General features: G+C 70.3%; 22 protein-coding genes and 1 tRNA gene. 8 read left to right on the top strand and 15 right to left on the bottom strand.

Features of this window, described 5'->3' with window-relative positions; all coding sequences use genetic code 11:
* Positions 1–134: 134 nt before the first annotated feature.
* The 5 genes from ACSMXO_RS01510 to ACSMXO_RS01490 form a co-directional block, all read right to left on the bottom strand.
* Positions 135–2,684, bottom strand: a complete 2,550-nt coding sequence (locus tag ACSMXO_RS01510) for an AAA family ATPase (RefSeq protein WP_455416453.1) — start codon at positions 2,682–2,684, stop codon at positions 135–137.
* Between the two features lie 215 nt (positions 2,685–2,899).
* Positions 2,900–3,352, bottom strand: coding sequence for a hypothetical protein (locus ACSMXO_RS01505; protein WP_455416452.1), 453 nt, complete (start codon positions 3,350–3,352; stop codon positions 2,900–2,902).
* A 137-nt stretch (positions 3,353–3,489) separates the two neighbouring features.
* Positions 3,490–4,026, bottom strand: coding sequence for a hypothetical protein (locus tag ACSMXO_RS01500; RefSeq protein ID WP_455416451.1), 537 nt, complete (start codon positions 4,024–4,026; stop codon positions 3,490–3,492).
* A gap of 87 nt (positions 4,027–4,113) precedes the next feature.
* A complete protein-coding gene (locus ACSMXO_RS01495; RefSeq protein WP_455416450.1) occupies positions 4,114–4,644 on the bottom strand; it encodes a hypothetical protein in 531 nt (176 codons plus the stop codon).
* Positions 4,645–5,237: 593 nt separating this feature from the next.
* On the bottom strand, positions 5,238–6,647 hold the full coding sequence (locus ACSMXO_RS01490) for an IS1380 family transposase (protein ID WP_455416449.1): 1,410 nt from the start codon (positions 6,645–6,647) through the stop codon (positions 5,238–5,240).
* Positions 6,648–7,708: 1,061 nt separating this feature from the next.
* On the opposite strand from ACSMXO_RS01490, the gene ACSMXO_RS01485 reads away from it, so the two are divergent.
* The 3 genes from ACSMXO_RS01485 to ACSMXO_RS01475 all read left to right on the top strand — a co-directional run bounded on the left by ACSMXO_RS01485 (position 7,709) and on the right by ACSMXO_RS01475 (position 12,423).
* A complete protein-coding gene (locus ACSMXO_RS01485; protein WP_455416448.1) occupies positions 7,709–8,587 on the top strand; it encodes an AAA family ATPase in 879 nt (292 codons plus the stop codon).
* Positions 8,588–9,365: 778 nt separating this feature from the next.
* Positions 9,366–10,841 carry a S8 family peptidase gene (locus ACSMXO_RS01480; protein WP_455416447.1) on the top strand — a complete coding sequence of 492 codons (1,476 nt, stop codon included), beginning with the start codon at positions 9,366–9,368 and terminating at the stop codon, positions 10,839–10,841.
* A 355-nt stretch (positions 10,842–11,196) separates the two neighbouring features.
* On the top strand, positions 11,197–12,423 hold the full coding sequence (locus ACSMXO_RS01475) for a tyrosine-type recombinase/integrase (RefSeq protein WP_455416446.1): 1,227 nt from the start codon (positions 11,197–11,199) through the stop codon (positions 12,421–12,423).
* 83 nt (positions 12,424–12,506) lie between these two features.
* Here ACSMXO_RS01475 and ACSMXO_RS01470 read toward each other — a convergent pair.
* Positions 12,507–12,596: transfer RNA gene (locus tag ACSMXO_RS01470), tRNA-Ser, on the bottom strand.
* A 76-nt stretch (positions 12,597–12,672) separates the two neighbouring features.
* Here ACSMXO_RS01470 and deoD point away from each other — a divergent pair.
* Complete coding sequence (gene deoD, locus ACSMXO_RS01465) at positions 12,673–13,380, top strand: purine-nucleoside phosphorylase (protein ID WP_455416445.1); 708 nt, start codon at positions 12,673–12,675, stop codon at positions 13,378–13,380.
* 64 nt (positions 13,381–13,444) lie between these two features.
* On the opposite strand, the gene ACSMXO_RS01460 is transcribed toward deoD, so the two are convergent.
* The 4 genes from ACSMXO_RS01460 to ACSMXO_RS01445 all read right to left on the bottom strand — a co-directional run bounded on the left by ACSMXO_RS01460 (position 13,445) and on the right by ACSMXO_RS01445 (position 17,170).
* Positions 13,445–14,668: an ABC transporter permease gene (locus ACSMXO_RS01460; RefSeq protein WP_346262144.1), complete on the bottom strand. Its 1,224-nt coding sequence runs from the start codon at positions 14,666–14,668 to the stop codon at positions 13,445–13,447.
* On the bottom strand, positions 14,668–15,384 hold the full coding sequence (locus ACSMXO_RS01455; protein WP_455419131.1) for an ABC transporter ATP-binding protein: 717 nt from the start codon (positions 15,382–15,384) through the stop codon (positions 14,668–14,670). Before ACSMXO_RS01455 ends, ACSMXO_RS01460 begins: the two co-directional genes overlap by 1 nt.
* Before the next feature lie 62 nt (positions 15,385–15,446).
* Positions 15,447–16,631, bottom strand: a complete 1,185-nt coding sequence (locus tag ACSMXO_RS01450) for an efflux RND transporter periplasmic adaptor subunit (protein ID WP_346262145.1) — start codon at positions 16,629–16,631, stop codon at positions 15,447–15,449.
* Positions 16,628–17,170, bottom strand: a complete 543-nt coding sequence (locus ACSMXO_RS01445) for a hypothetical protein (protein WP_346262146.1) — start codon at positions 17,168–17,170, stop codon at positions 16,628–16,630. Before ACSMXO_RS01445 ends, ACSMXO_RS01450 begins: the two co-directional genes overlap by 4 nt.
* Positions 17,171–17,301: 131 nt before the next feature.
* Here ACSMXO_RS01445 and ACSMXO_RS01440 point away from each other — a divergent pair, with 131 nt between their 5' ends.
* Together ACSMXO_RS01440 and ACSMXO_RS01435 are read left to right on the top strand one after the other, a co-directional pair.
* On the top strand, positions 17,302–17,958 hold the full coding sequence (locus ACSMXO_RS01440; protein WP_455416444.1) for a response regulator transcription factor: 657 nt from the start codon (positions 17,302–17,304) through the stop codon (positions 17,956–17,958).
* The gene (locus ACSMXO_RS01435) at positions 17,955–19,238 is read left to right on the top strand and encodes a sensor histidine kinase (RefSeq protein ID WP_455416443.1); all 1,284 of its coding nucleotides are present in this window, start codon (positions 17,955–17,957) and stop codon (positions 19,236–19,238) included. Before ACSMXO_RS01440 ends, ACSMXO_RS01435 begins: the two co-directional genes overlap by 4 nt.
* Before the next feature lie 95 nt (positions 19,239–19,333).
* On the opposite strand, the gene ACSMXO_RS01430 is transcribed toward ACSMXO_RS01435, so the two are convergent.
* The 4 genes from ACSMXO_RS01430 to ACSMXO_RS01415 all read right to left on the bottom strand — a co-directional run bounded on the left by ACSMXO_RS01430 (position 19,334) and on the right by ACSMXO_RS01415 (position 21,448).
* Positions 19,334–19,900: a nucleoside deaminase gene (locus ACSMXO_RS01430; protein WP_455416442.1), complete on the bottom strand. Its 567-nt coding sequence runs from the start codon at positions 19,898–19,900 to the stop codon at positions 19,334–19,336.
* Positions 19,897–20,433, bottom strand: a complete 537-nt coding sequence (locus ACSMXO_RS01425; RefSeq protein ID WP_455416441.1) for a tRNA adenosine deaminase-associated protein — start codon at positions 20,431–20,433, stop codon at positions 19,897–19,899. Before ACSMXO_RS01425 ends, ACSMXO_RS01430 begins: the two co-directional genes overlap by 4 nt.
* Before the next feature lie 217 nt (positions 20,434–20,650).
* Complete coding sequence (locus tag ACSMXO_RS01420) at positions 20,651–20,818, bottom strand: hypothetical protein (RefSeq protein WP_203857601.1); 168 nt, start codon at positions 20,816–20,818, stop codon at positions 20,651–20,653.
* Positions 20,819–21,001: 183 nt separating this feature from the next.
* Positions 21,002–21,448 carry a hypothetical protein gene (locus ACSMXO_RS01415; RefSeq protein WP_346262149.1) on the bottom strand — a complete coding sequence of 149 codons (447 nt, stop codon included), beginning with the start codon at positions 21,446–21,448 and terminating at the stop codon, positions 21,002–21,004.
* Here ACSMXO_RS01415 and ACSMXO_RS01410 point away from each other — a divergent pair.
* Both ACSMXO_RS01410 and ACSMXO_RS01405 read left to right on the top strand, forming a co-directional pair.
* On the top strand, positions 21,447–22,409 hold the full coding sequence (locus ACSMXO_RS01410; protein ID WP_455416440.1) for a peptidoglycan DD-metalloendopeptidase family protein: 963 nt from the start codon (positions 21,447–21,449) through the stop codon (positions 22,407–22,409). The two genes, ACSMXO_RS01415 and ACSMXO_RS01410, sit on opposite strands and share 2 nt — an antisense overlap.
* 28 nt (positions 22,410–22,437) lie before the next feature.
* Positions 22,438–23,442 carry a prephenate dehydrogenase/arogenate dehydrogenase family protein gene (locus ACSMXO_RS01405; RefSeq protein WP_346262151.1) on the top strand — a complete coding sequence of 335 codons (1,005 nt, stop codon included), beginning with the start codon at positions 22,438–22,440 and terminating at the stop codon, positions 23,440–23,442.
* Here ACSMXO_RS01405 and mtnA read toward each other — a convergent pair.
* Positions 23,414–24,409, bottom strand: coding sequence for an S-methyl-5-thioribose-1-phosphate isomerase (gene mtnA / locus ACSMXO_RS01400; RefSeq protein ID WP_455416439.1), 996 nt, complete (start codon positions 24,407–24,409; stop codon positions 23,414–23,416). The two genes, ACSMXO_RS01405 and mtnA, sit on opposite strands and share 29 nt — an antisense overlap.
* Between the last annotated feature and the right edge of the window lies 1 nt (position 24,410).

Raw genomic sequence — 24,410 nt, 5'->3', positions numbered from 1 at the left:
GTGCCTGGTTTGAAGGACCAAGACCGGTTAGCCCTCGATACACCGAAACGCCCGGTGAGTCCTTGAAGACGCTGTACGTCCGCGCGGAGCGGTTGGGTGGCACGATGATCTGGTCGCTGGGCAGAGCTGGCCAGTCAGTCCCCGCCGTCCGGCCCCTCCGGTGCGTCGAGCAGGGTGCGCAGTTGTGCCCGTCCGGTGATGCCGAGCTTGGTGTAGACGCGGCCGAGCGTGTTGTTGACCGTGGGCAGGGCCAGGCCGAGCTGTTCGGCGATGGACCTGCTGGCCTGCCGGGTCGCGAGCAGGGCGATCTGCCGCTCCCGTACGGTCAGCAGGTTCCCGAGGTCGGGGCGGGCCAGCAGGGGCGTACGCGCCTCCGGGCAGTTGGCCCGCCACTCGGCGGCAGCAGCCTGCGCCAAGGCGGCCCGGGCGTGGTAGCCGGTGGACCGGAGTACCCGGCCGGCCGCGGTGGCCAGTTCGGCGGCGACGAGGTGATGACCGAGTCCGGCGAGTTGCTCCGCGACGCGTACCATCACCGGTCCGTCGTGTTCGGACAGTGCCCGGGCGGCGGCGGCGAACAGGCCCGGGACCGGGCCCGGCAGTGCCGCCATCCGGGCCAGGTCGGTGCGGCCGCCCAGCCGGACCGTGTCGTAGCGGGCCTGGGCCTCCACGCACGGCATGCCGGCGGCGGCAGCCAGCTCGGCACCGCGTTCGGCGTGCCGGATCGCGGTGGCGGTGTCCCCGCCGGCCAGGGCCAGCCAGCCGCGCCAGGTGGCGATCCACGGGGCGAACACCTGGTTCGTACCGTTGTCGGTCCGGTCGGCGTCGGCCATCAACTCGACGGCGACCCGGTGCTGGCCACGGATGGCGTACCCGAAGGACTGTGCGGCCAGGCAGCTGCGCCGCAACCGGAACGTGTCGCTCTGGTCGAACCCGGCGCGCGCCTCGGCGAGTCGCCGTTCGGCGTGCTGGAGCCGGCCCTGGGTGGTGGCGATGATGCCCTCGTAGAGCGCCCAGGCACTGATCATCATCGGTACGCCGCCGCTGGTGGCGGTGCGGTAGCCCTCGGCGGCGATCGCCGCCGCGGTGTCCGGATATCCGGCGGCCAGGTGGGCCAGACAGGCCGCGATCCCGATCTGGAACGCCCCCCACGGCAGCGTCCCGGCGTGCGCGGTGGCGGCCGCCAGGCCACGGCGGCGGACCGCCTGGGAACGGTCGAGGTCGCCGAGGAAGCCCAGCGAGGCGGTGGCCGCGGCGGCAGCCCAGACCAGCGCCTGCGGGTCGTCGTGGTCACCGTCCAGCACCGTCTCGGCGCTGCGCAGCGCATCCGCGCAGCGGCCGGCGAAGACGAGGATGAACGCCCGCGCGCTTTCGATCCGGGGATGCCCGGCGGCGCTGTCCAGGACCCGTTCGGCGGTGGCCAGATCGCCACGTCCCCAGTAGAACCAGTCGGCCCGGGTCCCGGCCCACGCCAGCCGTTCGGTCAACTGGTCCGGCGGGGTCACCGGGAGCAGCGCCGCCGCCTCGTCGCTGCGCCCCTGGTATTCCAGTATCTCGGCGAGCAGCCGGTCGGCCGGCGGGCCCGGTTCGGCCTCCCGGGCCGCCCGGGCCAGCCGCTCCGCCAGGTCGAGCCCGGACCGGCCGATAGCCTGCCGGGCGCCCTCCCGGACCAGGTCGGCCCGGGTGATCCGGCCTCCCTCCACCTGCCACAACGCGGCACGCAGGGTGTCGTCCCGGCGCCGCAGCGGAGTCGCCGCCAACACCTCGGCGAGCTCCCGGTACGCCTGCCGCGACCGGGCGCCGGGCATCCGGGTACGCAGCACCTCGCCGAAGAGCGGATGGTCGAGTCGGGCCTGCACCCGGGCGCCGTCCCGCTCGGCGACCACCAGACCGCTCTCCTCGGCGGTGGCGACCACCTCGGAGCCGGCGAGCCGTTCGAGGAAGGCCAGTGGCACCGGCTCGCCACAGGCCACCAGCTCGACAACTCTGCGGGTGGCCGGGACGAGCCGGTCCAGCCGGGCGGCCACCAGGTCGGTCAGCCCGCCCGCGACCGCGCCGTGCAGCAGTTCGCGCAGCGCCAGCGGATTGCCCCAGGCGCCGGTACGCAGTCGACGCCGCTCGATCGTGTCCACCATGCCCCCGGTGCTGTGGTCGATCAGCCGGTCGATGACCGGGGTCGGCAGCGGAGCCAGGTCCAGCAGTACGGCCTCGCCCTCCTTGGCAAGCCGGGCCAGGCAGTCGGCGAGCGGTTCCCCGGCACGCACGGTCAGCACCACGAACGCCGCCGAGCTGGAGACCAGGTTGGCGACGACCGTACTGGAGGCGTCGTCGAGCAGGTGCGCGTCGTCCACCCCGACGGCCATCCGGGCCCGTCCGCCCCAGCCGGCGACCTGTGCCGTGATGGCGCGTACCAGCCCCACCGGACCGGCCGGGATCGACGTCTCGTCGGGCAGCAGATGGGCCAGCGCGCCGAACGGGATCGCGGTGGCGGCCCGGGTCGCGGCAATCCACCGGGTACGGCACCCCAGCCGGTGCAGCGCCTCCCGGGCCAGCCGGGTCTTCCCCATCCCGGCGGAAGCCGTGATCAGTACGGCGTTCGTGGCCGAGCCGGTGAACGCCTCGGCCACGGACGCCAGTTCCGCCTCCCGCCCCTCGAAGGGCCACGCAGTCGGCGACCAGTGCGACAATGCTCTCCACCCCCCGGTGCCAGGCATTTCTTCCCCGGAGAGATGCTGGCAGGCGCAACTGGAGAGCAACTGAACGCGATCACCGCGGAGCGGGTGGGTGCGGCTCCTCTACTGGTCGGGCTTCTGCTGGTCCTCTGCTGGTCGGGGCCTCTGCTGGTCGAGGCACCTCTACTGGTCGGGGGTTCGGGAAGTGGCCCGGTCCGAGGGTGTCCGCGTCAGGGTGTGGTGTTGATCGCGCCGACGTAGACGCGTCGGGGTACGTCGTCCCCGCCGCACCTGGTGTGCAGGACGGCGTGGACCAGGAGCCGGGAGCCGACCGGACCTGCCCAGGGGATCACGGTCGGTGCCGAGATCTCGACGGAGCGGACGATGATGCCGTTGCCGTAGCTGAAGGTGAACAATATGGTCCGGTCCGGCCGGTGCTGGCCGTACAGGACGAGGTACCGATGCTCCAGGTCGCTGTCGCTGATGTAGATGTCCTGCGGGCCGTAGAGGCTGTCACTGCTCCGGCCCTGCCCCCGGCCGTCGACCGTCGTCTGGGCGAACCCGGCGTGCTCCTGGCCGCAGGGCGGGGAAGCGGCCTGGGCGGGCCGGCCGCCAGCCAGCGCGGCACCGGCGGTGACCGCCACGGCCAGTACCAGCACCAACACCTGTCCGAGGCGGCGCAAGACGCTCACCCTGCACCGCGAGGCAGCCGTACTCCATATTGTCGTCGTTGCCACGGTGGAACTCCCTTCGTTGAGGGCGGCCGTGGCCAGCCGTCGCCCGGGCGGGCGGTGCGGGCTGGCCACGGTGGAGCGCCGGATCACGGAACGGTGTTGATGGCTCCGACATACACGGACTTCGGCACGTCGTCGCCGTCGCATCGGGTGCGGATGACGGCGTTGACCCGGAGCCGGGTACCGACCGGGTAGTTCCACGGAATGAGGTTCCGCTCGGGACGGATGACACCGCTGTCGTCGGACGGCGTGGTCGCGTACTGCCGGACGACGACGTCATCCTGGTTGACGAAGGTGAAGACGATCGGGCGGCGCGGTCGGTGGACGCCGCTCAGCGCGACGTACCGGGCAGGGCCGCTGACGCTGACGTAGACGTAGACGTCCCGAGGGTTCCGGCTGTCGCTGCCGTCACCCGGCCCCGGCGGCTGGCCGTCGGCGGTCGTCAGGTAGAACGCGGCGTACTCCTGACCGCAGGCCGGGGGAGCGGCCTGGGCGGGACCCGCACCGGCCAGCGCGGCGCCGACGGCGGCCGCCACGGCCAGCGCCAGCGCCAGGCCGGTACGCCGCGAGGTGGTCACGGCCGGCAGGGACGTACCCGTGCCCGGTTCTGTCATCGTTGCCACAGGGGACTCCCTTCGCTGATGCCCGCCCGACCGTGGCCAACCCCTGCTTGCTGGGCGGCGAGTGGCTGGCCACGGTCGGACGCCGGATCACGGAACGGTGTTGATGGATCCCACGTTCACGGTCTTCGGCACGTCGTCGCCGCCGCACCGGGTACGGATGACGGCGGTGAACCGGATGCGGGTACCGACCCCGTAGTCCCACGGAATGACGTTCTGCTCCTGGCGGACCACACCGCCGTCGTCGGAGGCCGTGGTCGTGTACTGCCGGATGAGGGCGTTGTCCTGGTTGTAGAAGTTGAACACGATCGAGCGGCGCGGCCGGTGCACACCGGCCAGGAACACGTTGCGGACCGAGGCGGCGCTGGCGCTGATGTTGAACTCGGTCGGGTTGAACAGGCTGTCGATGCTGGGGCCGCCACCGCTGCCGCCCGGCGGCGTCTGGTGGATGTAGGCCCGTTCCGAGCCGCAGGCGGGAGCGGCCATCGCCGGACTCGCCCCCACGAACGCGACGCCGCTCATCGCGGCGGTCAGCCCCAGCGCCAGGCCGGCGCGCCGCGTGATGGTCGCGGCGCGGCGGGACCTGCGGGCCGGCGCGCTCGGTTCAGTCGATGTGAGCACAGTGGACTCCTCTCCGTGACCAGATCCTGGTCTCGGCATCGACGCTAAGTGATCAGGGAACCCGGTCGATAGATCAGGCGGAGTGACCTACCGTCAAGATCAAGATGCCCGACTCACTCATCGGATCGGAGCATCGACCGACGGCGTCGGGGCAGGTCGAACTGACACGATCGGGTTGCCGGCGATGTCCGGACGGGCGACAGGGTGCGGAATCCGGGTGCCAGGCGCCGCCACCGCAGAGGATCGGTCGAGACTGATCGGTGCGGGACCAGGTGGAGACGGGACGGAGGCCGGCTCAGCGTCGTGTTCGGGTAGATGCTGCACAGCCCGCGTTGACGCGATGAACACCTGAGCCCGGCGACCGCCCAACCGATCACAACGACTGGCACCACAGCGTCCGGCTCCCTGACAAGCCGGTGGACCACGGGTCGAGAGACCACTAGCCTCCGTCTTTCATTAAGCGGTGGTGCTTGGTGCGGTGATTGATCGTGGTGGTTCGGGATTGGTGATGGTGGCTGTGGGCAGGCGGTGTCGCCCGGCCGCGGGCCGGGTTGCTCCGTAAGTCCTGGTCGCTGGTGCCGCGGATTTCGTTGTCAGGTAACGGGTTCGGGTAGTTCGCTGAGCCGGTGGAAGGCCCGGATGAGGTGTTCGGTCCAGGGCCATCCTTCGGCGATGCGCAGGGTGGTGGTCCGGGCGGTGCGGCTGATCTTCGCCGCGACGTGCAGCAGCCGGTAGCGCAGTTTCTTCGGCTCGGCCAGAGCGATGGGCCCGTCGAGCAGGAGGTGCCGGGTCCAGGCGAGCAGGTCGATGCCGGTCAGGGCGAGTTCGAGCCAGGCCTGGTTGATCGCGAACTGCCGGGACGGGAACCGGCCGAACCCGGTGGTCTTGCCACAGCGGATGCGGTCCTCGACCCGGGCGTGCGCGCGGTGGCGGACCTCCAGGAACTGGATCGACAGGCCGCTGCCGTGTGGTGTGTCGGTGGCGAAGACCTGGTGCCGCATGCCGTTGACCTGGTCGAATAGCGACAGCTGCGCGCCGGGGTGCGGGACCTCGCGTCGGCAGATCAGCCTCGTACCGGACGGGAATCCGGCCAGCACGGCAGGGTCGATCAGGTCAGTCAGCTCCGTGACCTGCGCCGCGTCGCGCAGGCTGCCATCGCCGTCCAGAGCGGGGATCCAGACCCGGGCGGCAGTGACCGCCGCCCGGACCGGCTCGCCGATCGCGACACCGACGGAGAACTCGGTGTCCAGGCCATGCTCACGCAGCCTGCGGATGTGGGCCAGGAACGCGTGGCTGCTGCCCGCTGAATCGGAGCGGATGAGGATCGGATTGCCGTAACGATGCTGCTCGGGGATCTGCGTGAGGGCGTGGTCGAGGACGGTGACGTGATCGGCGGCGGTGTTAGATCCGGCGTTGCCCGGCCGCAGCAGGCCGGCCAAAGCCTCCCCGGTCGCGTCGAGGAAACACAGCAGCGGATGGAAACCGAACGTGTGTTTCCAGGTCGGCGCCGCCGCTTCTTTCTCCGAATGCGACAGCACGATCGTCGCGTCGATGTCCAGGACGAACCCCGGCAACACCCGGCCCAGGATCGTCGTTGCCGGCAGCGACCGGCGGGTCTCGGCCAGTTGGGCCCAGGCCAGTTCCCGGGCGGCGGCGCGAGCGGCCCGCAGCCGCCGCAGGGCCGACTCGTCGATGCCGTCGAGGACCCGCCACGCGGTCGCGTCCGAGGCCACCGGCCCGAACAGGCCCGGCTGCTGCCGCAACACCGCCAGGTCCGCGATCGCCTCGCCGCCGTCGGCCAGCAACACCGCCAGATCGACCGCGACCCGGCCCGGCTTATGCACCGACCGGCGCACCCGGTCCAACCCCAACGCCTGAACGAAACCGCTGCTCAAACCGGTCTTGTCAGCCAGATCAGCGAGCAGCCGAGTGCCGGCATGACCGACCACACCCCGAGCCCCACCAGTGACGACAACCTTCGGACGCGTGCCGGTACCCTGCACCCTGGAAGTGCCTTCCGAGACGGACAGATGGAACCCTAGACAAGTCCCATCGTTCCAGATCAGAAGGCACTTTCGCGTTCCCGGCCACCGCCACCGTCCGCCCTTACTGAAGGACCGAGGCTAGATTGGCTGTTCATGAGCGGTGGCGGCGGGATTTGAACCCGCGGAGGGCGTGAACCCTCACACGCTTTCGAGGTCTGCGATCAAGCGTTCGGACCGGTCCGGCAGTGGCCATGACCAGCAGTCCGCTCGCCCGTCGGACCGGCATGGACAGCCGCGTACGGCAGCGAATGAGACCACAACTGAGACCACCTCCCCTAGCCACTCAGGCTCTTCAGTAGCAGGACCATCAGCTTGGGAAACCGCACAAGATCCTCTTGCGACCGCTACGACACCCAGCCCGACTACCCGCCGAGCGGCGGCCTGGAGTGACCCCAACGGCCCGGCCTAATGGCCCGCCAATGGCCCACGGGCGAAGTCCGTCCCGGTATCGCTGCACTCAAAGACCGCTTCATGCGACGTCCCGTCCCTCCGGTGTCCCCGGCGTTTGCGCAGCTCAACCGCGAGTGGACACAAGGGACACAGGGGACACGGAAGACTGCACCCTCACGTTCATTCCTGACCCATTCCACCTCTCCGCAGGCTAGGCACACGACGGGTCAGCCTAGAGTTCCTCGCCGTAGCTGTAGGGGCGGCGCTGCCTCGCTTCGATCGAGCTCGACCCAGTCTGAGCGCACGGCGCCGTCGATCTCCTCGAACGTAGCGGACCAGTTTGGTCAGCCGGATAGAAAAGTGGTCCAGCATGCCGGTAGTATCCTTATGTGGCAGCCCAATCCCCACCTCGCGTACCGGACCACATCGTCGATCTTGACGGCGACCTGGTCCACATGACTCGCCTTGCACTGGCCGGGCGAGAGCAGGACATCCACCAATACGCACAACGACTGGCCCGCCGCTACGGTCGGCTTCGTCCTGAGTTGGGCCGCAAGCTGCTCGACCTCCTCCGAGAGGCACCGTCGCGAGACACCCCACTCAGATCGGCGACGTCTGCGCCCGCTCCTGTGGATCTTGACAGCCGACTCCCGTTGATTCGACACGACGTCCAGGCCTTAGAGACGACGCCCGTCCTTGTGCCCGACGTTGAGCGTCACCTGCTCGCCCTTCGCAACGAGCGACTACACATGGACCGCCTCGTCGCTGCTGGGCTCGCACCAAGCCGCACTGCCCTTTTCGTCGGCCCGCCAGGCGTAGGCAAGACCCTCAGTGCACGCTGGCTCGCTGCGGAGCTGGGGCTTCCGCTCCTCGTGCTCGATCTCTCTGCCGTCATGAGCAGCTTCCTCGGCCGCACCGGCGTTAACGTACGCCGGGTGTTGGACTACGCAAAGAGCGGACCTTGCGTTCTCCTGCTCGACGAGCTTGACGCCGTTGCGAAGCGTCGGGACGACGTTACAGAGATTGGCGAGCTAAAGCGGCTCGTAACCGTACTTCTTCAGGAGATCGACGACTGGCCTAACACCTCCATCCTTCTCGCCGCAACCAACCATGCGGACCTACTAGACCCCGCCGTATGGCGACGCTTCGATCATGTTGTCAAGTTTCCGACACCTGATTCACCGGCGATCGCTCGCGCCCTCAAACAACTACTATCGATGGACCCTCAAGACGATGACTTGGTTGTCGTGTTGTCTGAGTCTTTAGCCGGGGCATCGTTCAGTGAGGTGGAGCGGGTGGTAACCGACGCTCGACGGCGAGCGGTTGTGGAAAGGACTCCACTACGAGAGGAGCTGCAAGGCATCATTACGGAAAAGATCCGTGGACTGAGTCAAGCTCAGAGGGTCGAAGTTGCCCTTCGCCTCGTTCGCGACTGTGGCTTGTCTCAGAGGCGCACTCAGGAGCTGACGCGAGTAAGTAGAGAAACCTTGCGCAAACACTTGAAGTAGGCCAACGAAATGTGGGGAGGATTGGCCTATGCCTGAACGACCTCGATTCTTGCTCGGATATGGCGAACGACTGACTGAACGGGTTTGGCGGAACTCGGGAGGCGGGCCGAAAGACCTGCCGTATACACCTGACGAGGCTCGGCTGCGCCTTGCCCCGCAGGCGCGAACCGCCACGGACGAGATCGAAAGGTTGCCCCGCGCAGCATGTCCTGAGGGCGAGTCCGTCGAGCTAATGACACTGCATCCAGAGTGGTTAGCAAAGTCATACTTCCCAGAACGCCTATTTGATGAGTTCCGGCTGAGATCGGTGGGAAGCCGACCCACCTCCCTTGTGCCAGAAAAGACCTCTAAGGAGGAACACCCGACCCAGCCGCTCAACGCCACGGAGATCTTCGTCGCGGGTCAGCGTTCAGCATTCCGAGCGTTCGCCGACAGTCTTACCGCCGGATTGCCTTCGCAACGCCAAGTCGCAGAACAGCTCCCTCGTCTTGAGGCGATCCGCGCGCCGCAACTCGCGGATCGTCTACGCGTTCCCAAGCCGAGGAAGCGGGTGGTTCCTTACGAGGCGGTCCTGCACGCGTCCGCCCTTCGCTCCTCTTCCTACATCCTAGAAGCTTTCGAGCAATTTGCGCTAAGCGTCGGCGCAGATCCGGACATGGACAGAGTGTTGTTCGCGGGTGGCCTTTGCTATCTTCCGGTACACGCCAACCCAGTTAGCCTGAACCAACTTTCCTCGTTCTCATTCCTCCGCGTAATTCGGCCTATCCCGTCTCTTCGGATGGTTCATCCGATCGAAAGGTCCTTTGGCCCACCCGCAGGCCAATCGTCGCCGCTTCCAACAGACGACCCCGTCGATCCCGACCTAAGAATCGCGGTCTTCGACGGGGGGTTCTTGAAAGACACGGTGCTCGACCGTTGGGCTTCGGAGCATGAGGCGCTGGGGGTCGGCGCCTCAGTCACCGAAGCTCTGGACCACGGGACTAAGGTCACCTCTGCTCTTCTCTTCGGGTCGCTTGTTCCTGGTGAGCCCGCACCGCGACCTTACGGGGTGGTCGACAACTACCGGGTGGTCGATGATGTCTGCCTCAGCTCGCCGCTTGAGTTGTACGACGTCCTCCGCCGTATCGAAAATGTGCTAGCAGAGCGACGTCATGAGTTCGCCAACATGAGCCTCGGTCCAAGCTGCGCGATTGAAGACGATGAGGTCCACACATGGACCGCCGTCCTGGATCAGCACCTAGCTGACGGCGCCACACTCGCGACTCTTGCTGTAGGCAACACCGGTGACCTCGACCACGCATCGGGTAACGCCCGCATTCAGGTGCCGAGCGACTCCGTTAATGGGCTGTGCATCGGCGCTAGCGACAGCCGGCGCGGTGACTGGTCGAGGGCCAGCTACAGCTCAATCGGACCTGGGCGACGCCCAGGGGTCGTAAAGCCGGATGTCCTAGCCTTTGGTGGCTCAGCGCAAGAACCTTTCTATGTTTTCGCTACTGGCAAACCGAATGCTATCCCGACGGCTGGCACAAGCTTCGCAAGCCCGGCTGCGTTGAGGATCGCGGCCGGCGTTAGGGCCCACTTCGGCTCTCGCATCTCCCCGCTTGCGCTCAAGGCGTTGCTTATTCACGGCGCACAAAGTCACCCGAGTGGTTCGGTCCACACGGGATGGGGAAAAATTCCAGAGAACATCGATGAGCTTGTGACCTGCCCTGACGGGGTTGCACGAGTGGTTTATCAGGGAGAGCTGACGCCAAGTCAGATTCTTCGGGCACCCATCCCGCTCCCCGATGTGCGATTGCCAGGAGAGACCACCATTGCCGCCACTATCTGTTACGCCACCCCCACTGATCCGCAGGATCCGGGGAGTTACACTCGCGCTGGTCTTGACATTAGCTTCCGTCCCAACTCGCAGAATTTTTACAAGGGCAGCACAACTCCGAAGTCGGTTCCCTTCTTCATCAGCAGCGACTACGCCTCGGAGGAGGAGCGACGACGCAAGGGGTATAAGTGGGAGACGACCCTCCATCGCTCACATAACTTCCGCCGCGCATTGAGCGATCCGGCCTTTGAGATTCACTATGTGCCGAGAGAGGCGGGCGGTTCCGGCTCCACCGCAGAGAGAGTCAGGTACGCCCTTGTCGTTACGGTAACGAATAAGAGAACTACAGACCTCTACGACCAGGTCTTGCGTAAGTATGCGACCTACCTTGAACCGATGACTCCGATTGTTGAGGTCCCTATTCGGATCTCATAGTTACTAGCGAATCAGCTCCGGCGAGACTCGGGCCTCGCGTCGGGACTACACCAGGGTCAGGCCAGGACCAAGGGTGACAAGGTCCTACGTCCAGGATAGCGCTCCACCTTGTCACTCTGGCCCCGGCCTGGTCCACGGAGTGTGGGGCGGTGGCGGACGGCGGGCTCTACCGTCGACGCCCGGAACGAAGCGGCAAGGCGTCGGCGGCGGGCCGGAGGCCCGGCGCCTGGTCGGCGGCGCGTGCCGCCTACGAAGCGGGCCGCCTTGATCAAGTACTGAAAATAATCACGCCGGCTTCTCGACATCCTCCAGCGCGTCCACTCGTTTAGCGCGTGAGGTCCAGCCAACGAACCTAGTGAACGCCGATGGTTCGTGGCACGGACGGGTCACGGTCGGCGCCAAGGACGACGGCACCCCGGACCGGCGACACGTTCGCGGTAAGACCGAGGCCGCCGTTACCAAGAAGGTTCGCCAACTGGAACGGGACCGGGACAGCGGCACGGTTCGCAAGCCTGGGCAGCGCTGGACGGTGAAGACCTGGCTCACGCATTGGGTCGAGAACATCGCCGCGCCATCCGTACGGGAGAACACCATTGCCGGCTACCGCGTCGCCGTGAACCGGCATCTGATCCCTGGTCTCGGCGCCCACCGGATTGACCGGCTTGAGCCGGAACACCTTGAACGGTTCTACGCGCGGATGCAGGCGAACGGAAGCGCACCGGCTACCGCGCACCAGGCCCATCGGACAATCCGAACGGCGCTCAATGAGGCAGTGCGCCGTGGTCACCTCACCCGCAATCCCGCCTCGCTGGCCAAGGCGCCACGCCTCCCCGACGACGAGATTGAGCCTTACTCGGTCGCGGAGGTACAGCGACTCATGACAGCGGCATCGTCACGACGGAACAGCGCCCGATGGGCAATCGCGCTTGCCCTCGGCCTCCGTCAGGGCGAAGCCCTCGGCTTGAAGTGGGCAGATGTCGACCTGGACGCCGGAACCCTCGTCGTACGCCGTGGTCGGCAACGCCCGAAGTGGCGGCACGGTTGCGCCGAACCGTGCGGCCGGAAGTACGGCGGACACTGCCCCGATCGGCAGCCAACCCGGGCCGCTACCGCCGACACGAAGTCACGTGCCGGGCGCCGCAGCATCGGGCTGCCCGACGAGTTGGTGACGCTGCTCCGGAAGCACCGAGACGAGCAGGACCAGGAGCACCAGAACGCGGGACAGCTCTGGCACGACGGCGGTTGGCTGTTCGCCACGCCGACCGGTGAGCCGGTGAACCCACGGACCGATTACGACGAGTGGAAGCGGCTACTCAAGCTGGCCGGACTCCGGGACGGCCGCCTGCACGATGCCCGGCACACCGCCGCCACGGTGCTGCTGATCCTCGGCGTGGCGGAGCGGGCCGTGATGGGCATCATGGGCTGGTCCAACTCCGCCATAGCCGTCCGCTACCAGCACTTGACGACACAGGTCCGCCGGGACATCGCGAAGCGGGTCGGCGGGTTGCTCTGGGAGGCTCCGAAGGATCCGCTCGACGATGACGACCGGGGCGCCGCCGGGGTACGCGTACCGGCCGCCTGAGCGGCAACTGAGACCAAAACTGAGACCACAAGCCGAACGCCCGGTAGGTCGTTTCCGACCTGCCGGGCGTTTTGCCTGCTCAGTGGCGGTGGCGGCGGGATTTGAACCCGCGGAGGGCGTAAACCCTCACACGCTTTCGAGGCGTGCTCCTTAGGCCACTCGGACACACCACCGCCGAGTAGGGTACCCGACGCACCGGGGCGACGTCGCGGCGGTATCGGCCGGAGCGACCTGGCAGGATCACCTCACATGAGTACGCACATTGGCGCCAAGCCCGGTGAGATCGCCGAGCGGGTCCTGATGCCGGGCGACCCGCTGCGGGCCAAGTGGATCGCGGAGACCTACCTCGAGGACGCCAAGTGCTACTCGACGGTGCGCGGCATGCTCGGCTTCACCGGCCGCTGGTCCGGCACCGAGGTCTCGATCCAGGGCTCCGGCATGGGCATGCCGTCCGCCTCCATCTACGCGCACGAGCTGATCAACGAGTACGGCGTACGGTCGCTGATCCGGGTCGGTTCGTGCGGGGCCCTCAGCGAGGACCTCCAGCTCCGGGACGTGATCGCGGCGAGCGGCTCGTCGACCGACTCGAGCATGAACCGGATGCGGTTCGACGGGTTGATCGACTACGCCCCGGTCGCCGACTTCGGGCTGCTGCGTACCTCGGTCGAGGTGGCGCAGCGGCGTGGCATCGCGATGCGGGTCGGCCCGATCCTGGCCACCGACGCCTTCTACACCGACCGTCCGGGTCTCTACGACACCCTTGCCGACTACGGCGTGCTGGCGGTGGAGATGGAGTCGGCGGCGCTCTACACGATCGCGGCCCGGTTCAAGGCGCGGGCGTTGACGCTGCTGACCGTCAGCGACCACATCAAGCGGGGCGAGCAGACCACCGCCCAGGAGCGCGAGCAGACCTTCAGCCAGATGGTCGAGATCGCCCTCGACACCATCGTCGCCTGACGGAAACGACGCGACCGGGTCGGGAGTACAAGCAAAAGCCCGTACCCCTGACCCGGTCGCCTCCTCACGGCGTGGCGAGCGCCTCGGTCGGGGCCAGCCGGGCGGCCCGGATCGCCGGGTAGAGCCCGGCGAAGGCGCCGATCAGCAGGGTCGCACCGACCCCGCCGACCATCGCCCAGCTCGGTACCACCGTCGGCCAGTCCCGGGACAGGGCGTAGCCCGAGGTCACCCCGATGCCGATCAGCACTCCGCCGACTCCGCCGAGGGCGGAGAGCAGCAGCGACTCGGCGAGGAACTGGGTGCGTACCTGCCCCCGGGTCGCGCCGAGCGAGCGGCGCAACCCGATCTCGGCCCGCCGTTCGAGCACCGAGATCACCATCGTGTTGGCGACTCCCACCCCGCCGACCAGCAGCGCGACCGCGCCGAGTCCGAGCAGCAGCCCGGTGAACGCCTCGTCGGTGGCCTGCTGCGCCTCCAGCGCGTCGGACGGCCGGGACACCTTGACCTCGTTCGGCGCCTCCGGGTTGGCGGTGGCGCCGAGTACCGTCTGCACCGCCTCGACCGACTGCTCGGCCGAGCGGGTGTAGACGGTGGTCGGGTGCCCGTCGAAGCCCAGGTACGACGCGGCCGCCTCCCAGCCGACCAGCGCGGAGAGGTCCAGCTCCGGCGCCAGCGGTACCGGTGCCAGGATCCCGACCACGGTGAACCACCGACTGCCGAGATAGACCTGTACGTCCGGTCCGGCCTTGCCGAGCCCGAGCCGTTCCGCCGCGGTCGCCCCGAGTACGACGGCCGGATAGCGTGCCGTCGCCCCGTTCAGCCAGGTACCGCTGGCCATGGTCGCCCCGACCGTGTCGATCAGGTCCAGCCGGGCCGCGCGGGCGGCGATCCCGCCGCTCTCCACCTCGGGGATCTGGTCCGAGCGGTACACCCGGGCCTCGGAGAGCTGCCCGGTGGCGGAGACCTGCTGGACCGGGCCGATCCGGCCGATCATCGCGATTGACTCCTCCGGCAACTGGGCCGCGTCACCGAACATGGTGTTGCCGGGCGCGACGGTCAGCAGGTTGGTGCCGAGCGAGTCGAGCATCCGGTCCAGTTCCGCCCGGGACGAGGACGAGATGCCGACCACCGCGACCATCGCGGCGATGCCGATCGCGATGCCGAGCGCGGAGAGGAACGCCCGCAGCGGCCGGGTACGCAGCCCGACGCCGCCGACCCGGAGGATGTCGCGGGGCCGCATCCGGGCCGGTACCAGCCGGGTGCGTGCCCCGCCGTTCCCCCCGGCCATCAGCCTGCCCCGTTCGACGCGATCGGCGCGAACCGGCCGCTGCCGGGCCCACCGTGGGCAGCACTGTCCGCCAGCACCAGGCCGTCGCGCATCTGCACCTGCCGGGGCAGGCTCGCCGCGATCTCCCGGTCGTGCGTGATCACCACCACCGTGGTTCCGGCGGCGTTCAGCTCACGCAGCAGCGCCAGCACCCCGGCCCCGGACGTCGAGTCGAGGTTGCCGGTCGGCTCGTCGGCCAGCAACAGCGCCGGGTTTCCCACCACGGCCCGGGCGATCGCCACCCGTTGCCGTTCGCCGCCGGAGAGTTCGTGCGGCCGGTGGTCGAGCCGGTGCCCCAGCCCGACCCGGACCAACGCGGCCTCCGCGCGCCGCCGCCGCTCCCCGAGGGGTACGCCGGCGTAGAGCAGCCCGTCCGCCACGTTGTCCAGCACCGGTACGCCCGGCGCGAGGTGGAACTGCTGGAACACGAACCCGATCCGGGACGACCGGAGCGCGGAGAGCTGCCGGTCCGACAGCTTCGCCACGTCGTACCCGTCGATGTGCACGGTGCCGGTCGACGGCCGGTCGAGGGTGCCGATCAGGTGCAGCATGGTGGACTTGCCGGAGCCGGAGGGCCCGACGATCGCCACCAGTTCGCCCGGCCGGACGGTCAGGGTGACGCCACCGAGTGCGGTAACGCCGCCCGGATAGACCTTCGTGACCCGGTCGAGCACCACGACCCCGTCGGTGCCGGCCGGTGGATCGGCGAGCGCGGTACCCGACGCCGCCAGGTCCCGGCTCACTTCGGCATCCCCACGGTCGCCCCCTCGACCAGCCCGTCGCCGGTCACCTCCACTCGGCCGGAGGCGAACATCCCGGTCTGCACCGCCACGATCCGGGTCGCGTCGCCCTCGACGACCTCGACGCCGTAGCCACCCTCGGCGAGGGCGAGCAGCGCGGCGACCGGAACGGTGAGCACGTTCTCCCGCTGGGCCGCGGTGAATGCCACGTCGACCGAGGCGCTGTCGAACCCGGCCAACGCCTTCGGGTCGGCGGCGGTGACGGTCACCTCGATCTTGGTCTCCGGCCCGTTCTGCTCGTCCCCGGTCTCGATGACCGTCTCGGTGGCGGCGATGGTGCCGGCCACCTCCTTGCCGTCCGGGAGCGTCACCGTGACCTTGGCGCCCCGCTTGGCCAGCCGCTGGTCGTCCACGTCCAGCGAGACGGTGACCACCCGGGAGGTACCGCTGTAGCTGAGCACCCCGCCGCCGGGCTGCACCGCGTCGCCGACCTCGGCCTCGGTGCTGTCCACCCGGACCTCGCCGGTGGCGTAGACGACCTGGCCCAACTCGACCCGGCCGGTCTCGTCGAGGCCGAGGTCCTCCTGCCACTCCTGCACCGCCTCGGCGGTGGCCGAGGTGTACTCGTCGTCGACGGTGAACCCGTCGTAGCCGAGCGCGCTCAGGTTCTTCTCGAACTGCTCGACGTCCTCGCCGCTGTCACCGGAGCGCAGCGTCCGGTACGCCGGCAGCCCGCCGTAGAGCAGCACCACCTTCTGGTTGTCGACCGAGTAGAGCGGCTTGCCCCGGGTGACCCGGGCACCGGCGGCGGCGATCGAGGTGATCGTGCCCCCCTTCCGGGCCGCCACGGTACGGGTCTCGCCGTACCCCAGTTCGCCGTCGGCGGTCTCCGAGTCGATCAGCGTCTGGCGGGTGACCTGGGCGTTCGCCGGTGGCAGGTTGCTGGCGGTGGCCGTACCCGGGTCGTCACCGCCAAAGCCGACGGCGGCGGCGACTCCGGCGGCGACCGCCAGCGCGGCGGTGGTCACCACCGCCACCGCCCGGCCCCGACCGCCCCGGCGTCGCCGCCCCGGCCGGCTCCCGGCCGCCGGAACCGCCCCCGTGGCGTCGCCCGATCCGGCGATGGCCGGAGCCGACCCGTCCGGAGACGGGCCGGTCTCGGTCACGGAGGTGCCCGCCGTCATTCGCCACCACCTCGGATCCGGACCGGGAACTCGCCCCGGCACTTCTCCATCGCGGCCTGGAACTTCGGGTCGTTCATCCTCATCCCGTTGCCCTGGCCGAGCTGCATGGTGCCGTCCGGGCCCGGGTCCGGGAAGTCCGGCACACCGTTCTCCCGCATGCACTTCGCCATCTTGCGCAACTGCTCAACCTGCTCCGGGTTGAGTTCCATCTTGCCGCCGTTCGGCAGCAGGTGGCGGCACTTCTCCATCGCCGCCTGCGTCTTGGCCGGATCGTCACCCGGGTTCCGCTGGATCCGGATCCCGCCCTGACCCGGCTCCGGATCCGGCATCTCCACCCCGTTCTCCCGCATGCACTTGGCAAACTCCAGGCGGCGGTCCTCGTCGCTCAGCGCGGCGGCGCTGGCACTGGCGGTAGGTCCGGCTCCGGCGCCGCCCTGGGCGGTGGCCACCCCCGGCCCCTCGTCGGCCTTGGCGCAGCCGGCGAGCGCCAGGCCGAGGAGGGGGAGGGCCAGCCAGATGCCCGACATTCGTCGGCGCATGGCACAACTCCTTCCGTGGGCCGGCGCGGTTCGCCGGCCGATACGGACAAAGTCAAGCCGGCGGCACGTATCCGGGGCGTAACCGTCGACGTTTACGGCGGGGTTATCCGCGACCGAGTCACCATGGACCGGTGCGGGTACTGGTGGTCGAGGACGAGAAGCTGTTGGCGGACGCCGTCGCCGAGTGGTTGCGCCGGGAGGCGTTCGCGGTCGACGTCGCGTACGACGGCGACGCGGCCCTGGAGCGGCTCGGCGTCAACGACTACGACGTGGTGGTGCTGGACCGGGACCTACCGGTGGTGCACGGCGACGACGTGTGCCGGGCGATCATGGAGGGCGGGGGCGAGACCCGGGTGCTGATGCTCACCGCTGCGGCCGCGGTCCGGGACCGGGTGGCCGGGCTGGCCCTGGGCGCCGACGACTACCTGATCAAGCCGTTCGCGCTGGTCGAACTCTCCGCCCGGGTACATGCGCTGATCCGGCGGGCTCGGCCGGCCGCGCCGCCGAAGCTGACCCGGGCCGGCCTGGTGGTCGACCCGGCCCGGCACGAGGTCTACCGCGACGGCCGGTACGTCGCGCTCTCCCGCAAGGAGTTCGCGGTGCTCGCCGAGCTGATGCGGGCCGGCGGCGCGGTGGTCTCCGCCGAGGAGCTGCTGGAGCGGGCCTGGGACGAGCACATCGACCCGTTCACCAACGTGGTCCGGGTGACCGTGATGAAGCTGCGCCGCAAGCTCGGCGATCCGCAGATCGTCGAGACCGTGCCGGGAGTGGGGTATCAGATCCGATGAAACGACTGACGATCCGGGCCCGCCTGACCCTGGTCTACGGCGGCCTCTTCCTGCTCGCCGGGATGGTGCTGCTCGCCGTCACCTACGTGCTGGTCGAACAGCGGATGCCCAGCACCATGGGAGTGCAGATCAGCGGCGTCAAGCCGCCACCCGGGTCGTCACCGGGCCGGATAATCTCGCCGGAAAACGCCGAACAGCTCCGGCTCTTCGCCCGGCAGGTGCAGGACGAGGCCCGGGAGAACGCGCTGGAGACCCTGCTCACCCAGGGCGGCATCGCGCTCGCCGTGGTCTCGGCAACCGCCCTCGCCTTCGGCTGGCTGATCGCCGGCCGGGCGCTGCAACCGCTGCACCAGATCACCGGCACCGCCCGGCGGATCGCCGGAGCCGGCACCGCCGGTCGCGGGCTGCACGAGCGGATCGCGCTGGACGGCCCGCGGGACGAGGTAAAGGAACTCGCCGACACCTTCGACCTGATGCTGGAACGGCTGGACCAGTCCTTCGACGGGCAGCGGCGGTTCGTCGCCAACGCCTCGCACGAGCTGCGTACGCCGCTGGCGCTGAACCGGTCCCTGCTGGAGCTCGCGGTCACCCGGCCGGGCGCGCCGGCCGAGTTGCAGCAGCTCGGCGAGACGCTGCTGGCGGTCAACGAGCGGCACGAACGGCTGATCGACGGGCTGCTCACCCTGGCCGACTCGGAGCAGCAGGTGGTGGAGCGTACCCGGATCGACCTGGCCGAGGTGGTCGGGCACGTCGCCGAGCAGATGCGTACGGAGCTGCCGCTGCACCGGCACCTGGCTCCGGCACCTACCGCCGGGGATCCGGTACTGCTGGAGCGGCTGACCCAGAACCTGCTGGAGAACGCGCTGCGGCACAACGTCCCGACCGGCGGCCAGGTCTGGATCAACACCGCAACGGTCGACGGCTGGGCGACCCTGGTGGTGGCGAACACCGGGCCGGTGGTGCCGGGGTACGAGGTCGAGACGATGTTCCAGCCGTTCCGGCGGCTGCGCCAGGAGCGGGTCGGCGGTGGCCGCGGGTTCGGTCTCGGGCTGTCGATCGTCCGGGCGGTCGCCAACGCACACGGCGGTTCGGTCCGGGCCGAGCCCCGGCACGGGGGTGGGTTGGTCGTCACGGTCCTGCTGCCGGCCGAGGCCCCGGTCCAGGCTGTCCCGGAGTACGCCCCGCCGGCCCTTGCGGCCGCGACCCTCGCGCCCCATCCCGGCCTGCCCGCCGGTGGCCCCGCCTCGGCGACCGGGCACGCCCGGATCATGCCCGGCTGACCCGCTGGCCGTTGCGGTGACGCCAGAGTTTTCCACAAGCATTTCGAGTTATCCACAGGGTGTGCACAACCCCGACCGGAGCTGTGCAGAACCGGTCAGCGGAAGAAGGCCCGGAGCGCGGCGGCGCACTCGGCCTCCAGGACGCCGCCGTACACCTCGGGTCGGTGGTTGAGCCGCCGGTCGCGTACGACGTCCCAGAGCGAACCCACCGCACCGGTCTTCGGCTCCCAGGCGCCGAAAACGAGCGTGGAGATCCGGGCGAGCACCAGCGCACCGGCGCACATCGTGCACGGTTCCAGGGTCACCACCAGGGTGCAGCCGGTCAGCCGCCAGGCGCCGACGGCCCGGGCGGCCCGGCGCAGCGCCAAGACCTCGGCGTGTGCGGTGGGGTCTCCGGTCAGCTCACGCTCGTTGCGGGCGCTCGACAACTCCGTACCGTCGGGACCGTAGACCACCGCTCCGACCGGGACGTCCCCGGCCAACGCCTCGACGGCCGCCGCTGCCGCCCGGCCGGGCGGCGCAGGGGCCGGGCCGGGGCCGGGCGGGGCGCCGGAGACTTCAAGCGCCCGTCGCATCCACCCCTCGTGCCGGTGCCGACGCCCGGTCAGCGGCAGGTCGGGCAGGTCTGATTCGTCCGGAGGTCGACCCGTCGGCCCGGTCACGCCTCGCGGAGTTCCTCGACCTCGTTGCCACAGCCGATGATCTGGCAGACCTCCGCCGTCACGTCGGCCGGCAGCATCCCCTCGTGCGCGCAGAGTGCGAGCAGGCGATGGGCCGAGATGCCGAGGTCGGCGAGGAGGTCGGCGTCGCCCACCGGATCGGCGTCCGGATCGACGGCCGGTTCGTTCTCGCCGTCGTCATTGGCCGACGCGGCCGCGCGCTCCACCGGCTCGACCACGTCGTCGATGCCGAGCGCCGGGGCCTTGATGTCGCCGACCAGCAGGGCACCGAGCCGCGACTCCTCGGCGAACGCCGAGTCCGAACCGAAGACCCGCAGGTCCTCGCCCTCGTCGAGACGCATGATCGCCAGGTAGGCGTCGTCGGACTCGACGAAGAGCAGGGAGATCTCGGCGTCCTGGTCGACGTCGCGGAGCAGGTCGGCGACCTCGTCGATGTCGGCCGCACCATTCAGATCAACTTCTGTCGCGGCCCAGCCGGACGGGCGGCGCACCACCGCCGCAGCGAAGTACGACATGGTCCCCCCAATTACCCAGCGGCCCCCAGCCGCATCACGCCGACTTCACGGTGCACAGCCGGCTCTCTGTCACGCGTGACGGTATCCGGTCGTATCCGGCAGAGCCCACGCAACGCCCCGAAGGAGGGACGGGGAATCGAAGTGGACGAGGCTGCCGGTCAGGTCGCCAGGGCGGCGACGGGTGGCGATCAGTTCGCCAGGCGGCGACGGGTGGCGATCAGTTCGCCAGGCGGCGACGGGTGGCGATCAGTTCGCGCAGGCGATCGACGCGGGCACGTCGGGGATGTTCGCGCTCCCGCACCGACTTCGCCCCGGCGAGCTCGGCAAGGAGCTGCAACCGACGACGGCTGCGGTCAGGGTCGAGCCGATGCTCTGTCCAGGCCATACCGCCGAGGGTGCCGAGTCGGGCCCGATTCGTCAAGGCCGATCGCGGTGTGCAGCGATCACCTCACTCAGCGCGGCTGTCCCGAACGATTCTCGGAGACTCCGGTACCTCCCCCGCACCGGCCCCGAGCTGCGGCGCGGGCCGTACGGATCACCCGGAGCGGGACAGCGAGGTGGCGAGCGGCTACCACAACGGCCAGTCGGCGCTGGTGTACCAGCGGGTCGCGACGGCCGCTGCGGCGATAGCCCAGCCGACCCCGGTAGCCAGGGCGATGCCCGCGCCGGCTCCCCGGTTGCCCCGCTCGGTCAACAGCAGCGCGACGAGCCAGGCCATCCCGCCGGCCAGCAGCGTCCAGAGCACGTATCCGCGCAGGCCGTGACCGAGCAGACCGAAGGCGACCAGCCAGGCGGCGGCTGAGGCGGCGCCCGCGGCGACGGCTCCGGGGCGTACCGGATGGGGCTCCCGGTAGGTCGGCTGGGTGTGCACGGGCGGCGGGCTGGCCGGAAACAGGCCGGACGGGCTGTGCCCGAAGGGTCGGGGCTGCCAGACCGGCCGGGGCTCGACGGCGGGCGGCGGCAGGGCGGGGTGCGGTACGCCGGACCGGGGTTGCAGAGCCGGCTGTTCCGCCATGACCCCGCTCCTCTCCACCCACACGTGCGTGCACACGCCCCTGGGTACGCCACCCGTTCCGGACGGTCCACCCGGTTCGCAGCCTACCCGGCGGAGGCCGGCGACCGACCGGATCGCGACGGGCCCGACCGCCGGGCCGGCAAGCTCCGGGCCGGTCTGCCACTATGGCCGAATGCCATGGGGAGGATCAGCGGGACGGGGCCGGCCCGGCCGGCTGCCGGGGTACCCGGTCGCCGTCCTGCTGGTGACGGTGACGGCGCTCGCCGCCGGCTGCGCCGACACGCGGCAGCCGACCGGCGCACCGGCCTTCGAGCCGATGGACGGCCCGGCCACGAGCGCGGCCGCCGACGGTACGCCGAGCGCCGCGCCGACGCCGACCGCCAGCGCGAAGCCGAGCAGGTCGCCGTCGAAGAAGCCCAGCACCCCGCCGCCGACGACCAGCGGCAGCCACACATACGCCTTCCCGGTGCAGACGGGCAACGTCGCCTACCACCCGACCCACTCGGCGTACCCGGCCACCGACATCTTCGCCAACTGCGGCTCGCCGGTGGTCGCTGTCACGAACGGCCGGATCCTCGAGGTGAGCCGGGTCGACCGGTACAGCAAGACCGGGCCGCAGGGGCCCAACAACGGCGGCAAGGCGGTCTCGCTGCTCGGTGACGACGGGGTCCGCTACTACGGCTCGCACCTGACCAACGTCACCGGCGGGATCGAGGCGGGCGTCCGGGTGCGCGCCGGCCAGCAGGTCGGCACGGTCGGCCGGACCGGCAACGCCAACAACGTCTGCCACCTGCACTTCGGCATCTCGCCGCCGTGCGAGAAGACCGCCGACTGGTGGATCCGGCGCGGCGTGGTCTGGCCGGCGTCGTTCCTGGACGCCTGGCGCAAGAAGCGGAACACCTCACCGGCCGCCAAGGTCAGGGATTGGCGCGCCGACAACGGCTGCCCGAAGGCGCCGTAGCCGCGGCCGGTGTGCGAGAGTTCCGGTCGTGGACGTCGCGGTGATCGGGCTCGGTCTCATCGGCGGCTCGGTGCTGCGGGCACTGGCCTCGACCGGTCATGCGGTGCTCGGCTACGACGCCGACCCCGCGACCAGGGCCACCGCCCGGACCGCCGCCGCACAGGCGCCGCCGGCCGAGCGTTGGCAGGTCGCCCGGACGGTACGCGACGCGGTGGCCCGCGCCGATCTGGTGGTGATCGCCGTACCGCTGCCGGCGGTGGCCGGGGTACTCGACGAGCTCTCCGGAGCTGGCTACACCGGACTGGTCACCGACGTCACCTCGGTCAAGGAGCCGGTACGCGTACTGGTCGACCGGCACCTGCGCGGCGGCGCCGACCGGCGGGCCGGATTCGTCGGCGGCCACCCGATGGCCGGCCGGGAGACCTCCGGATTCGGTGCCGCCGATCCGGCCCTCTTCACCGGCTGCGCCTGGGTGCTCTGCCTCGAACCGGGGGCGACCTCGGTGGCCGACTGGCTGGAACTGGCGGCGTTGCTGACCGGCATCGGCGCGCGGGTGGTGCCGGCGGTCGCCGCCGAACACGACCGGGCGGTGGCCGCGATCAGTCACGTACCGCACCTGCTGGCCACCGCGATCGCGGCGGTCGCCGCCGACGACCCGCTGGCCGGCACCCTGGCCGCCGGCTCGTTCCGGGACGGCACCCGGGTCGCGGCGACCCGGCCGGACCTGGTCGCGGCGATGTGCGGGGGCAACGCGGCAGCGGTCGGCCCGGCGCTGGACGCGGTACTGCGGGAGCTGGACGGCGCCCGCACGGCGGTCGGCTCGGCAGACCCGATCGGTGCGCTGCGGCGCTGGCTGGCGCCCGGCTCGGCGGCCCGGCTGGCCTGGCCACCCCGGCCAGGCGGCGCGGTGGAGCTGCCGGCCCGGCCCGACGCGCTGCTCCGGCTCGGCCGGGCGGGTGGCTGGGTGACCCGGGTCGCCGAGGACCGGCGTACGGTCACCGCGGTCAGACCCGCTCTCCCCGATCCAGCCTGATCACCCGCCGCTCGGTGACGATCGCCGTGACCAGCTCGTAGGGGGTCACGTCGAAGGCCGGGTTGACCGCGTCGACACCGTCCACCCCGGCCGGTCGGCCGTCGCCGGCCGGCGTCCGGCCGTACGACAGCACCTCGTCGGCGCCCCGGTCCTCGATCTCGACCCGCGCGCCGTCGGCCGTGTCGGGGTCGACCGTCGACTCCGGCGCGACGACCACGAACGGAATGCCGGCCCGGTGGGCACCGAGCGCGTGCGCGTACGTGCCGATCTTGTTGATCACGTCGCCGTTGGCGCAGATCCGGTCGGCGCCCAGCACCACCCCGTCGACCTCGCCCCGGGCCATCAGGAACGGGCCCGCCCCGTCCACCGCGACCCGGTACGGCACCCCGGCCCGGCCCAGCTCCCAGGCGGTCAGCCGGGCCCCCTGCAACAGCGGTCGGGTCTCGCTGGCCAGTACCGCGCCGAGCGCGTCCCGCCGGTGCAGTTCCAGCACCGCCCCGAGGGCCGTACCGCCGACCACCGCCGCCAGCGCGCCGGTGTTGCAGTGCGTGAGCAGCCGGGGCCGGGTCCCGCAGAGTTCGGCCAGCAGGTCGGCGCCGAGCCGGGCCATCGCGGCCGACGCGGCGATCTCCTCGTCCCGCACCGCCAGCGCCTCGGCGAGGACCGCGTCGGCGCCCTCCGGCAGCCGGGCGGCGGCCCGGCGTACGCCCCGGGCCAGGTTCACCGCCGTCGGCCGGGCGGTCTCCAGCCGGCGTACGGCGGCCGCCACGTCGCCCGGCTGCGCTACGGCGAGCGCGACTCCGAGCGCACCGGCCACGCCGAGCGCCGGGGCGCCGCGTACCGCGAGCCGCTGGATCGCCGCGACGAGGTCATCGACGGTGCTCACCCGGAGTACGGTGAGCCGGCCCGGCAGGGCGGTCTGGTCGATCAGTTCGACGGCACCGTCAACCCAGTCGATCGTGCGCATG

The organism is Plantactinospora sp. DSM 117369 (assembly GCF_053764795.1).
Note: the sequence above shows the minus strand (reverse complement) of the source record. Positions and strands in the feature narration are given on the sequence as shown.

Bases quoted from the DNA above. Each gene is read 5' to 3' on its own strand.
- ACSMXO_RS01480 (WP_455416447.1), top strand. From the start codon at position 9,366: ATGGTTCATCCGATCGAAAGGTCCTTTGGCCCACCCGCAGGCCAATCG.
- deoD (WP_455416445.1), top strand. From the start codon at position 12,673: ATGAGTACGCACATTGGCGCCAAGCCCGGTGAGATCGCCGAGCGGGTC.
- ACSMXO_RS01460 (WP_346262144.1), bottom strand. From the start codon at position 14,668: ATGGCCGGGGGGAACGGCGGGGCACGCACCCGGCTGGTACCGGCCCGG.
- ACSMXO_RS01450 (WP_346262145.1), bottom strand. From the start codon at position 16,631: ATGACGGCGGGCACCTCCGTGACCGAGACCGGCCCGTCTCCGGACGGG.
- ACSMXO_RS01445 (WP_346262146.1), bottom strand. From the start codon at position 17,170: ATGCGCCGACGAATGTCGGGCATCTGGCTGGCCCTCCCCCTCCTCGGC.
- ACSMXO_RS01435 (WP_455416443.1), top strand. From the start codon at position 17,955: ATGAAACGACTGACGATCCGGGCCCGCCTGACCCTGGTCTACGGCGGC.
- ACSMXO_RS01425 (WP_455416441.1), bottom strand. From the start codon at position 20,433: ATGTCGTACTTCGCTGCGGCGGTGGTGCGCCGCCCGTCCGGCTGGGCC.
- ACSMXO_RS01420 (WP_203857601.1), bottom strand. From the start codon at position 20,818: ATGGCCTGGACAGAGCATCGGCTCGACCCTGACCGCAGCCGTCGTCGG.
- ACSMXO_RS01410 (WP_455416440.1), top strand. From the start codon at position 21,447: ATGACCCCGCTCCTCTCCACCCACACGTGCGTGCACACGCCCCTGGGT.
- ACSMXO_RS01415 (WP_346262149.1), bottom strand. From the start codon at position 21,448: ATGGCGGAACAGCCGGCTCTGCAACCCCGGTCCGGCGTACCGCACCCC.
- mtnA (WP_455416439.1), bottom strand. From the start codon at position 24,409: ATGCGCACGATCGACTGGGTTGACGGTGCCGTCGAACTGATCGACCAG.